This is a genomic window from Bacillus sp. V2I10 (assembly GCF_030817055.1).
GTDB lineage: Bacteria > Bacillota > Bacilli > Bacillales > Bacillaceae > Bacillus_P.
Genome location: NZ_JAUSYV010000001.1, coordinates 797,038 through 809,490, shown reverse-complemented (window position 1 = coordinate 809,490; position 12,453 = coordinate 797,038). Strand labels below are relative to the sequence as shown.

General features: G+C 41.7%; 11 protein-coding genes. All 11 read right to left on the bottom strand.

The window, feature by feature from the left end:
• Nucleotides 1-3 precede the first annotated feature (3 nt).
• On the bottom strand, nucleotides 4-1,374 hold the full coding sequence (locus tag QFZ72_RS04110) for a M20 family metallopeptidase (RefSeq protein ID WP_307439578.1): 1,371 nt from the start codon (nucleotides 1,372-1,374) through the stop codon (nucleotides 4-6).
• A 104-nt stretch (nucleotides 1,375-1,478) separates the two neighbouring features.
• Complete coding sequence (locus tag QFZ72_RS04105; RefSeq protein ID WP_307429759.1) at nucleotides 1,479-3,092, bottom strand: ABC transporter substrate-binding protein; 1,614 nt, start codon at nucleotides 3,090-3,092, stop codon at nucleotides 1,479-1,481.
• 36 nt (nucleotides 3,093-3,128) lie between these two features.
• A complete protein-coding gene (gene opp4C, locus QFZ72_RS04100) occupies nucleotides 3,129-4,049 on the bottom strand; it encodes an oligopeptide ABC transporter permease (protein WP_307429756.1) in 921 nt (306 codons plus the stop codon).
• A gap of 22 nt (nucleotides 4,050-4,071) precedes the next feature.
• Nucleotides 4,072-5,022: an ABC transporter permease gene (locus QFZ72_RS04095; protein ID WP_307429754.1), complete on the bottom strand. Its 951-nt coding sequence runs from the start codon at nucleotides 5,020-5,022 to the stop codon at nucleotides 4,072-4,074.
• Nucleotides 5,023-5,052: 30 nt separating this feature from the next.
• A complete protein-coding gene (locus tag QFZ72_RS04090) occupies nucleotides 5,053-6,069 on the bottom strand; it encodes an ABC transporter ATP-binding protein (RefSeq protein ID WP_307429751.1) in 1,017 nt (338 codons plus the stop codon).
• Nucleotides 6,066-7,085 (bottom strand): ABC transporter ATP-binding protein, encoded by a 1,020-nt coding sequence (locus QFZ72_RS04085; RefSeq protein ID WP_307429747.1) that lies wholly within the window; start codon nucleotides 7,083-7,085, stop codon nucleotides 6,066-6,068. Before QFZ72_RS04085 ends, QFZ72_RS04090 begins: the two co-directional genes overlap by 4 nt.
• A 31-nt stretch (nucleotides 7,086-7,116) precedes the next feature.
• A complete protein-coding gene (locus QFZ72_RS04080) occupies nucleotides 7,117-8,322 on the bottom strand; it encodes an amidohydrolase (protein WP_307429744.1) in 1,206 nt (401 codons plus the stop codon).
• 395 nt (nucleotides 8,323-8,717) lie between these two features.
• Nucleotides 8,718-9,665 (bottom strand): siderophore ABC transporter substrate-binding protein, encoded by a 948-nt coding sequence (locus tag QFZ72_RS04075; RefSeq protein WP_307429740.1) that lies wholly within the window; start codon nucleotides 9,663-9,665, stop codon nucleotides 8,718-8,720.
• 22 nt (nucleotides 9,666-9,687) lie between these two features.
• Entirely contained in the window at nucleotides 9,688-10,443 is a 756-nt protein-coding gene (locus tag QFZ72_RS04070) for an iron ABC transporter ATP-binding protein (RefSeq protein ID WP_307429737.1), read from the bottom strand.
• The gene (locus QFZ72_RS04065) at nucleotides 10,437-11,387 is read right to left on the bottom strand and encodes an iron chelate uptake ABC transporter family permease subunit (RefSeq protein WP_307429734.1); all 951 of its coding nucleotides are present in this window, start codon (nucleotides 11,385-11,387) and stop codon (nucleotides 10,437-10,439) included. Before QFZ72_RS04065 ends, QFZ72_RS04070 begins: the two co-directional genes overlap by 7 nt.
• A complete protein-coding gene (locus QFZ72_RS04060) occupies nucleotides 11,380-12,330 on the bottom strand; it encodes an ABC transporter permease (RefSeq protein ID WP_307429731.1) in 951 nt (316 codons plus the stop codon). Before QFZ72_RS04060 ends, QFZ72_RS04065 begins: the two co-directional genes overlap by 8 nt.
• Nucleotides 12,331-12,453 lie beyond the last annotated feature (123 nt).

Sequence of the window (12,453 nt, the reverse complement as noted above, 5' to 3'; positions counted from 1 at the left end):
TTTCTATTTTTTGGCGGATGCAGCAACATTTTTTGGTATTGGATTACGATAAGGATCATCTTGGGTTTTTCCAGCCAGCTCCTGTTTTGCCAGAGTGATTAACTCAGGGCTGTTTAAGATTTCAAGAGCTGCTGCTGCCATGACTTTTCCGGCGTGAAGCATACCTTTATGAGCAAGCGGCATGGCACCCTGCGCCACAATTTGGTATGTATGAAACGCGGTGCCAACAGCAAAGCATGCTGTATAAATCTGTCCGGTAGGTACAACCCAGCTTACATCGCCAACGTCTGTAGAGCCTGCGATGTTTACAGTGACGTCCAAAGGGATGACAGAATCAGCTAAATCCTTATTCTTCATTTCTTTTGACAGGCCGAATGTTTTATCTTCGTCAGAAAGCGTTGCGCGGATCTTTTTCGCAAACTGTAAATCTTCCTCATTAAACTTCGGTGTTCCAAGCTCTATGAACTTTTCATGCAGCACTTTTTGAATCGTGTTATTAGGAATAAGATTGGAGCATGCTTTATCAAAAATGATTTCAAGATCGGTTTCAGTCATCAGTGCTGCACCTTCGGCAATTTTGCAGACTCTCTTATAAATCTCGTCCACTTGGCTGACTTTTGGCGCACGAACCAGATAAAGAACTTCTGCTTCTGACTGAACAACGTTTGGTGAAAAACCGCCTGTATTTGTAATCGAATAATGCAATCTGGCATCCTGAATGACATGTTCCCTCAGATAATTGACTCCGGTATTCATCATAGCAACCGCGTCGAGAGCGCTTCGCCCCGTGTGCGGGCTTTGTGCTGCGTGAGCCGAGCGGCCTTTGAATTTAAAATAAACTTGATAGTTAGCTAGAGAACTGCCGTTCATGACACCATTTCCCGTTCCCGGATGCCAGCACAGAGCATAATCGGCATCAGCAAATAGTCCCTCTCTGACCATAAAGGTTTTCCCGGACCCGCCTTCCTCACCAGGACATCCATAGTAGCGGATTGTTCCTGGCAGATTGTTCGCTTCCATAAATTCTTTAACAGCAACTGCAGCGGCCAGTGAACCTGATCCAAGTAAATTGTGCCCGCAGCCGTGTCCATTCCCTCCCGGAGAGACGGGATCATGACCCGCCACCCCCTTTTTCTGACTCAACTCGGCGAGGGCATCAAATTCACCCAAGATAGCAACAATGGGTCCATCTGTACCAAAACTTCCAATAAACGCGGTAGCCATATTCCCAACACCTCTGTCAACTGTAAAACCTTGCTGTTCAAGCGTTTTACAAAGCAGCTCTGACGATTTAAATTCTTCAAAGCGCGTCTCGGCAAACTCCCATATTTGGTCGCTTACCTTTATGAAAATATCTTTCTTCGATTCAATCATTTCCGAAACCTTATTCGATATTCTTTCACCACTTGCTGCTCTTGCATGATCTGCCTCCTCCTTGAAATTTCTTCCTTCATATAAAAAATTGAATTCGTCCATAGTTAATTGGATCCTGTCATCGTCCAATTTTGAAGGTTTTTATGAAAACCAAATACTTTAGGCGCTCCCTCCTTCACTTCTTTGCTGACAGCTGAAAAATCATTATCTGAATACAAGGTGAAAACAGGCAGGTCTTCATTCCAAAGCTTTTGCAGCTCTGAATAAATTTCTTTTCTTTTTTCCACATCAGGCTCAGATTTCCCCTTTTTCAGCAATTCATCACTCTTTTCACTGTTGTATTTCATATAATTTGAAGGTGCATTTGACTTATATATGGAGGAAATATCTGGATCAAGTGTATTTGTAAATCCAATAAACATCACATCATAATCCCCTGTCTTGGCTTTTGCCAACAAGGTCGGGAAGTCATACGTTGTCACGTTTGTTTTTAATCCTATCGCTTTCAAGTCTTGTGTAATAATATCTGCAGATTGTTCACGGACTTTGTTGCCTGTCGGAACGATGATGTTTAGCGGCTTGTTAAAATCCCATCCCGCTTCTTTTAACAGCTGCTTTGCTTTTTCAGGATCATACGTGTACGTCTTAAGTTCTTTATCTAGATACGGGCTGACAGAGGTATAAGGACCATCAACGATTTCGCCTTCTCCTTTCAGGAGCTTGTCCACAATCGCCTTACGATCGATTGCATAAGCAACAGCTTGCCTGATTTTCGGATCTGCAACCGATTCTGTGTTGAACATAATAGATTGGTAGCCATATGTTTTTTCAAATTTAGTCGTTACATTTTGGAACTTTTCCACTGTTTCATAATCATTTGCAGGGATCTTCCCTATTCCTCCCGCTGCGTTCATGCTAAGTTCTCCCGTTTGCAATTGAGCAACGATATTAGCTGCCGGCATAATTTTCACAAACATTTTATTAAGCTTTGGCTTACCTAAATAATAATTTTCATTTGCTTCATATTCTACGTACTGATCCTTTTTATAAACAACGAAATTGAAAGGTCCATTTGTAACTGTTGGCTTTTGCATGAAAGGATCTTTTGACAGATCTTCAGGCTTTACATCTTGCAGCACATGCTTAGGCAAGATCATAAATTTAGCTCCCAGCTGCTCTTTTACCATATTTGGGTCAACAGGCTGTTTTGTTTTAAACGTAAATGTTTTTTCATCAACCGCTTCTATTGAAGGGATCTCTGTCTCACCTTCCGGAAGCTTTCCGCTATCATCTAATCCATCAATAATGGTGAGAAAGTTGCCTACGCTTGTTTCTGTTTTAGGATTTGCGACAAGATTCATTGTGAAAATCGCATCTGCAGCAGTAACAGGTTCACCATCAGACCACTTGGCATCCTTTTGAATTTTGACGGTGTAATTTTGTTGATCTGTGGTCTCAAATGATTCGGCAAGCTTTGGGGTGAAGCTTTGTGGAGCATCCATATCCAAAAACGTATCAAACATAAATTTCTCAAGAAATTGTGCGGCAACATCGGTAGAGTTAATCGGATTAAAGGTAACAGGAGGATTTACCATTCCAATGAACATGCTGTCATCTCCTGAACCTCCACTGCTTGTTGTACTTGTTCCTCCCGCACTGCAGGCTGCGAGCAGCAAAAGACTTAAAATCGTACAGATCGAATTTTTGATCAACTTCATTGTTTTCCCCCCATATTCTCTATAATCGTTTTGATTTTATTTAAAGCTTTTCGGATCTAATGCATCACGCAGTCCGTCACCCATGAAATTAATCGAAAGGACTGACAGGATAATCATTAAACCAGGCGGAATCCAAAGCCATGGCTGGGTGCCAAGCACGGTTAAGGACTGTGCCTCAGTCAGCATGTTTCCCCAGCTGGCTGCTGGAGGCTGAACTCCCATTCCAAGAAAACTCAACGAGGTTTCAAGGATAATGGCAGAAGCAATTCCAAACGTTGCATTTACTAGAATAGGCGCAAGACAGTTTGGCAAAATATGCTGAAAAACAATTTTAGGAGCTGAATATCCAAGCGCAACACCGGATTTAATATAGTCCATCTCTTTTACTGACAGTACGCATCCCCTGACTAAGCGCGCCACTGAAGGCCAGCCCAGGAGTCCAATAACAAGGATGATGTTAAAAAGGCTGGGACCTACGACACTAACAAGAACAAGAATGACCATTAAATAAGGAAAAGACATAAATATATCTGTTAAACGCATGATGATCATATCAACCCACTTGCCAAAATAACCAGCTAAGGCACCGAGAATTGTCCCAATCGTTATGTAAATGACAACGGCTCCAATGCCAACTGACAGGGACACTCGTGATGCATAAATGAGGCGGCTTAATAAATCTCTGCCAACCTGATCAGTCCCCAGAATGTGTGCTGAGGAAGGCGCTGAGGAAAACTCTCCTTTGATCTCATAAGGACTGAGCGGAGCAAAAACAGGCGCAAACACTGCGATTATTGCCATAATCGTAAAAATAACGAGGCCCACAACCGCTAGCTTATGCTTGAAAAACCTCTTGGTAATTTCTTTAAAATTGCTTTCTTCTTTCCCTAAGTCCTCCCTCAATTCTCGCGGCGGCAGCTTAACCTCAACTTCAACCTTCGGGTTAGCAAAAGACATGGCACGCACTCCTTTCTGAAAGTTAGGTGTACTTGATTCTCGGGTCTGCTACAGAATAAAGAACATCAGAGAGCAGGTTGGACAACAGTACAGCAACTGCGGCCAGTAAATTAATGGCCATTAAGGTTGGGTAGTCCCTTGATCCAATGGCTTGAATGGTTAATTGGCCCAGTCCTGGCCATTGGAAAATCTGTTCGGTTACGACAGCGCCCCCAATTAGTAAGGGAATATCCATACCTATTATGGTGATGATGGGGATAAGGGCATTTCTCAGTGCATGTTTATTTGTGACAACAAATTCTTTCAATCCTTTAGCTCTGGCTGTCCGAAGGTAATCCTGACCTAACACCTCAAGCATGCTCGACCTCACATAACGGACCATACTTCCTGCAATCCCCGTCCCAAGTACAAAAGCAGGCAATATGAGGTGAAGAAATGTATCATAAAAACCGCTTGATCCGCCAAGAGTGTTCATCCCTCCTGTTGGCAGCACTTGAAACATCAAGGAGAAAATATAGATGGCACCGAGTCCAAGGAAAAAACTAGGAATCGATACACCAAGAAATGAGAACGTAGTAGTGAGATAATCTGTCCATGAATACTGTTTTACGGCACTAATAATGCCGATTGGAATCGCAATTAAGTAAGCTATGATCAAAGCCGTCCCCATAAGCAGAAGAGTTGGAAAAACCCTTTCAGATATCATATTGATTACAGGTTCATATGTCGTAAATGAATTTCCAAAGTCCCCTTTCAAGATGTTGACGAGCCAGTGCCAGTATTGAACATAGAGAGGGTCATTTAATCCAAGAGCCTCTTTCTTAATGGCAATATCCTGTTCTGTTGCATCAGGGTTAATATACATTTCTACCGGATCGCCTGGTGCCAGATTCACAATAAAAAAATTGAATACTGTCACACCAAATAAGACAGGTAAGGCAATAAGAAGCCTGCGCAATATATACTGGAACACTCTGATCTCCTCCTTTATCTATAGCTGTTGTTAGTTCAGCGGAAAATGACAAGCGATTGATTGGCTGCTTCCTAATAACTCTGGCGTTTGCTGCCTGCAAATATCCTTCGCTACCGGGCATCTTGTATGAAAGCTGCATCCTTTCGGCGGATTTGCAGGGCTCGGGACATCACCCGCCAATACAATCCTTTCCCGATCCCTGAAATGCGGATTTGGTATGGGATATGCATTTAATAAGGCTTTTGTATACGGATGCTTCGGATTTTTAAATATTTCCTCCGTTTTTCCGATTTCAACAATTTTCCCAAGATACATTACCGCGATGCGATCGCTGATATATTTAACAGCACCTAAACCATGAGCAATAAACAAATAGGTTAAGCGGAATTTTTTCTGCAAATCCTTTAACAGGTTCAAAATTTGAGCTTGTATCGATACATCGAGTGCCGACACTGGCTCATCGCAAACGATCAGCTTTGGTTCAAGAATTAATGCACGGGCAATGCCGATTCTCTGTCTCTGACCACCTGAAAATTCATGGGGATAACGGTTTTTATGAGATTTTGTTAGACCGACAATTTCGAGCATATCATCCACTTTTTTGACTGCCTCTTCTTTGCTTGCAAGCTTATGAGCAAGCAGCGGCTCAGTAAGAAGATCTCCAATCCTCTTTCTGGGATTCAGTGAAGAATACGGGTCTTGAAAAATAATCTGCAGATCGAGGCGGGCTTTACGCAAATCCGTGCCATTTAAGGAAGATAAATCTCTTCCGTTGAAAATGATTTGACCGCCCGTCGGCTCATCCAATTTTACAATTGTTCTGCCTGTTGTAGACTTCCCGCAACCCGATTCCCCAACAAGTGCAAGTGTTTCTCCAGGGTATATTTCAAAATTCAAGCCATCGACCGCTTTGACATGACCAACAGTTCTTGAAATAATCCCTTTCTTTATTGGATAGTATTTTTCCAGCTGTTTGATTTCAATTAGAGGCTTGTCCATGATCGGTTCAGGAATGGATCTTTCTTTTTCAGCAATTTGAATACTCATACTTGTACCTCCATGTCAGAAGCCGCTTCGCTGTTCCTTTGCCCTTCATATAACCAGCACCTAACCTTATGTGGATTGTTTTCATCCAAAGAATCCAGAGCTGGGTTTTCGGATAAACATTTATCAAGTGCATAAGGACATCTGGCATAATAGCGGCAGCCCTTCGGCATATTCTGCAGCGTTGGGACAGCACCGGGAATGGAATAAAGCCGCTCATGCTTGTCCGACTCCAAATGCGGAATAGACTGCATCAGCCCTTTCGTATAGGGATGCTTTGGGTCATCGAATAAGGTAAACACATCCGCTTCCTCCACTACTTGCCCTGCATACATGACAAGCACCTTATCGGCCATTTCCGCTATAACCCCCAGATCATGGGTAATCAATATAATCGCTGTTTTAGATTCTTCACGTAAGTCCTTCATCAGCTGAAGAATTTGCGCTTGAATCGTGACATCCAATGCTGTCGTCGGTTCATCCGCTATTAACAAACTTGGATTGCATGACAATGCCATCGCAATCATGACTCTTTGCCTCATTCCTCCAGATAGTGCGTGAGGGTATTGATCCATTATTTCTTCTGCTCTTGGAATTTTTACTTTCTCAAGCATTTGGACACCATACTTTTTGGCTGCTTTTGCATTCATGTTCATATGAAGCCTGATCGATTCAACGAGCTGATTTCCAATCGTGAAAACCGGATTAAGTGACGACATCGGCTCCTGAAAAATCATTGAAATTTCATTCCCGCGGTACTTCCTCATTTCCGCTTCCGATAATTTGGATAAATCCGTTTTGTTTAACATGATTGAACCTTCTTTAAGGTATCCGTGTTTCCCCAGCAATCGCATGATGGATAAAGAGGTGACACTTTTCCCGCAGCCTGATTCTCCTACAATTCCGAGGGTTTCCCCCTTCTCAAGCTCAAAGGAAACCTCCTCGACAGAAACGACTTCCCCTTTATCTGTTGAAAAAGCCGTTTTTAATTTATCAACCTTAAAAAAAGGATCTGTCACCTTTTACACCCCCTATAAAATCGTGCTGATATTAAACAATTTCAACCGCCTTCTCTTCCGGAATTACAGCAGTATAATGATAGACAAGTCCCAGCAATGATTTTGCGGCATACACCATTGCACGCTCATCAAAATCAAATTTAGGATGATGATGAGGATAAGCTGCTCCTGTTTCTTCGTTTCTGGCACCCGTATGGTAGAACATCCCTGGTTTATTTAACAAATAATAGGCAAAATCCTCACCACCCATAATTGGCGGAGTTTCCATCAGCATCTCTTTATCTAATGAAGAAGAGATAACCTCTTTAAATACTTCAACTTCCTCATTGTGGTTGTATACTGCAGGATAGCCGTTTTGATATGAGACTTCACAGTCAGCATGGAAAGCAAGACAAACTCCCTTTACAATATTCTTTAACTCCTCTTCTACATATTTCCTTACTTCCTTGTCGAACGTTCGAACGGTTCCAGTAATGACTGCTGAATTAGCAATAACATTGTTTGCATTTCCAGCGTGGAAGGAACCTACTGATAAGACAGCCGATTTTTGGGGATCTACTCCTCTGCTGACAACATGCTGAAGCTGATTTACCACTTGGGCGCCGATCGCAATTGAATCAACTGTTTCATGAGGGGAAGAGCCATGACCGCCTTTTCCAATTATTTTTATTTCAAACGAATCCGCCGAGGCCATTGAATAACCGCTGCGATAGGCAAATGTCCCAAGCGGTCCTCTTGACGATAAATGCGTTCCGTATACAACATCGACATCTTCCAAACAGCCATCCTCTATCATTGCGATGGCACCGCCAGGGTAAAGTTCTTCCGCGTGCTGATGAATAAGCACCACATTTCCTGCAAGAAGATGTTTGTTTTCACTTAGTATTTTTGCGACAGCCAATAATGTTGCCGTATGACCGTCGTGTCCGCAGGCATGCATCACACCGGGAACAGTCGATTTATATTCGACTTCTTTTTCATCCTGAATGGGGAGAGCATCAAAATCAGCTCTTAGCGCAATTGTTTTTCCAGGTTTCCCGCCATAAATTTTCCCGACTACTCCCCTTCCGCCTACGCCAGTGCGAACTTCAATTCCATAGTCTTTGAGAATACCCGCTATCATTTTCGGTGTTTCTACTTCCTCGAAGGAAAGCTCAGGATTGCGGTGAAGATGCCGCCTCCATTCCACCATTTGACTAAACATTTCCTCTGCTTGATCATGCCATGCTTTTAACACGCTCATTCCTCCATTCCTCATAATAAAGATCGAATAATCGTAATTTTAATATTATTCAGATAATTAAAATCATACTTGTCCTTCAGTACCGATACTTTTTATAATGGTTATACAGCTCCTATCATTTATATTTTTCAATAACTTATCATATATAAATAGATGTTGAAATAATCATGTTACATTTTATGACAAATAATATTAATATAAGTCATAGTTTTCATTTATCCTCAAAAATAGAAGTGAAAATGGAAGATTATATAACAAACTATTTTCTAACATGAGTATCTGCACCGTTACACTCCTAACAAACCACTCTATATGATAATGGCTGCTTCACTTACATAAAAAACAAGACCGCAGAATGAATACATTTCTGCGGCCTCACCAATCAATCCCTATTCAATTGAACCTGATACTTCCTCAGTCATTCCGGCAACAGATTCCAATCCACCGCCAGATAAATACCAATAGTCAGGATCTAAATAAATAATCTTTCCATTTTTGTAGGCCTTCGTATTTTTGACTAAGTCATTTTCCAATACCTGCTTCGCAGAGGATTCTCCGCCGGCAACTGCTCCTCTATCAATAACAAATAGGTAGTCCGGGTCTTTTTCTGCAATATATTCAAATGAAATGCTTTGTCCGTGTGTAGAAACCTCGATTTTTTCATCAGCTGCCGCGAATCCGAATTCGTCATGGATAATGCCGAAGCGTGAGCCTGCTCCGTAGGCACTTACCTTGCCGTCATTCGCAAGGACGATTAAGGCTTTTTCATCGCCTGCTGATGCTTTCTCTTTAAGGGCTTTGATTGACTCTTCTACTTTAGCAAACTCTTTTTCTGCTTCTTCTTCCTTGCCGAAGATCTCGCCTAATGTTGTTACATTTTCTTTAAATGATTCCATGTACTTCATTGTATCCACGCCCATGAAAATGGTCGGGGCAATCTTGCTCATCTCTTCATACGAATCCTGCTGTCTGCCTGAAATGATGATGAGATCTGGTTCCATTTCATTGATTTTTTCAAAGTCCGGCTCTTTTAAGCCGCCGACATTTTCGTATTTTGCATCTTCATATTTTGAAAGATAAGAAGGAACGTTTTCCTGCGGCACTCCCGCTGCTTCAATGCCTAATTTATCTAAAGAATCCAATGTTCCGAAGTCAAAAACAACGACTTTTTCAGGATTTTCAGGTACTTTTGTTTCGCCTAATTGATGCTTCACTGTTATTTCTTCTTTCGCTTTCTCACCGCTGGCAGAAGTTTTTTCTGCCTCTTTTGTTCCGCACGCTGCCGCAAAAACAGCCAGTACAACCGTTAATAGGACTACTAATAAATTCTTCTTCATTCTCTTCACCTCTATTATTTTATTAAAAATAAACACAAATGCGATTGCCGTTTATCGTTTGAATATCAATATCCATCTCATAAATTTCTTTTAAAACAGGGGATGTAATGATTTCTGCAACAGGACCTTCCTTCACAATTTTTCCGTCTTTTAATGCGACAATAAAATCTGAATAGCAGGAAGCAAAGTTGATATCATGAATCACAATCACGACTGTTTTTCCAAGCTCGTCCACAAGCCTTCTCAGCACTTTCATGATCTGCACGGAATGCTTCATGTCCAGGTTGTTCAGCGGTTCATCAAGGAGAACATACTCTGTATTCTGGGCGATGACCATGGCAATAAATGCGCGCTGCTGCTGGCCTCCGCTCAGCTGATCCAGGTATTTATCCTGCATGCCCTGAAGCTCCATATACTGAATGGCCTCATCAACGTGCTTCATATCTTCCTTTGTGAGATTCCCTTTAGAATATGGAAACCGTCCAAAGCTGACCAGGTCTCTGATCGTTAAACGGATATTCAAATGATTGGACTGCTTCAGGATCGAGATTTTTTTCGCAAGATCATTGCTTTTCCATTCTCCAATGTCGGTGCCGTCAATAAATACCTGCCCCGTATCCTTTTTAATCAAACGGCTGACCATCGACAGCAGCGTGCTTTTTCCCGCTCCGTTCGGTCCGATAAAAGAGGTGATTTTCCCTTTTTCGACCCGGATGGATACATCTTCCACTACATTCTTATTTCCATACCGTTTTGAAACCTTGCTGACTTCTACCATGATTTATTCTCCCTGAGCAGCAGATAAATAAAGTACACGCCGCCTATGAAATTGATGATCACGCTTAATGTTGTTGAAAAGGTGAATACTTTCTCAACGATAAATTGACCGCCGAGCAAAGCAATGATGCTGATTAAAATTGATCCTATAATCAAGTACTTGTGCTGATATGTTTTTAAAAACTCATGTGCCACATTTGCAACAAGCAGGCCAAGAAATGTAATCGGGCCAACGAGAGCCGTTGCGATAGAGACTAAAATGGCAATCATAATCAGCAGCCTTCTGACCACTCCATCGTAGTCGATGCCGAGATTTACAGCGTGCTCCCTTCCGAGCGAGAGCACATCCAGGAAATGACTGAATTTCATAAAATAAACCGCAATCGCGGCAGTGATAAGAATCGCAGCAAGGAGAAGATCTGTGTTCACATTGTAAAAGCTTGCAAACATCCTGTCCTGCACAATCTGAAACTCATTCGGATCTATCAGCACCTGCAAAAATGAGGACATGCTTCCGAATAACGTTCCAAACACAATCCCGACTAATAGGAGAAAATAGATGTTTCTCCCTTCTCTTTTAAAAAGAAGCTGATAGAGGAGCAGGGCAAACAGCACCATTAACCCGACAGATAAAAGAAAGTTTATATTCTTATTAGTCATCGTAAGTGATTGAGAACCAAAAACAAAGATGATGAACGTCTGAATAAAAAGATAGAGAGAATCTAATCCAATGATGCTCGGAGTTAAGATTCGGTTATTTGTAATCGTTTGAAAAATCATCGTAGAAAACGCGATGCAGCTTCCTGTCAAAACAATGGCCAAAATCTTGACTCCCCGTTTTGGAAGAACATAATCCGGGTTCCGTCCAACATCATAGAATAGGAAAATTGCAGCGAATAATACGGCGATGACCCCAAGGATGATAAGCTTCGTTTTATTATTCATATGCCTTTCTCCTAAACAGTAAATAAATGAAAATGATGCTTCCGATCACACCGACAGTCAAACCAATCGATATTTCATACGGATAAATGATGATGCGCCCTAAAATATCACAGAACAGGATAAATACTGCACCCAGCAAAGCTGTATGCGGAAGGCTTTTCTTCAGGTTGTCCCCTAAATAAATACTGACGATGTTCGGAATGATTAATCCAAGGAACGGAATGACGCCTGCGGTCAAAATAACGACCGTTGTCACAAGAGCTACGATCACAAGACCTATATTGACAACCTGCTTATAATTCAGTCCCAGATTGGCTGAAAACTCTTCTCCCATTCCAGCTACCGTAAATCGGTTCGCATAGAAATACGCAACAATAACAAGAGGAATGCTTATGTAGATCAGCTCATACTGCCCTTTTACAATCATAGAAAAATCGCCCTGAAGCCAAGATGACATGTTTTGAATCAAATCATTTTTGTAGGCGAAAAAGGTTGTAATGGAACCAATGATGTTGCCGAACATTAAGCCTACAAGCGGAATGAAGATCGTATCTTTAAATCTGATTCTCTCTAAAATCTTCATAAAAATGAACGTTCCGGCTAGTGCGAAAAGGAAGGCAACACCCATCTTTTCAAGCGGACTTGCCGAAGTGAAAATCATCAGCGAAACTAAAATGCCCAATCTAGCTGAGTCCATCGTACCAGCTGTGGTCGGAGAGACAAATTTGTTCCTCGTTAACTGCTGCATGATTAAGCCGCAGATGCTCATACTGACACCTGCAATCAAAATGCTGATGAGCCTTGGCAGTCTGCTTATCAGGAGGATTTGCACCTGATCATCCTGCAGATTCAGAAGATCTAAAGGCGTAATGTCCTTGACCCCGATGAAAATGGAGCTTATTGATAAAATTGTGAGCGCTAAAAACAAATATCTCTTTTTCATAATGTTTCCTTACATCCATGTATTTTTGAAGCTCTATGTTGGGTAATCACCTCATCCGCTCTGGTAAAGATAATCATTCTCATATAACCCTTAAAAAAAAGAAGCTTTCGCTTTTTTTGTTAT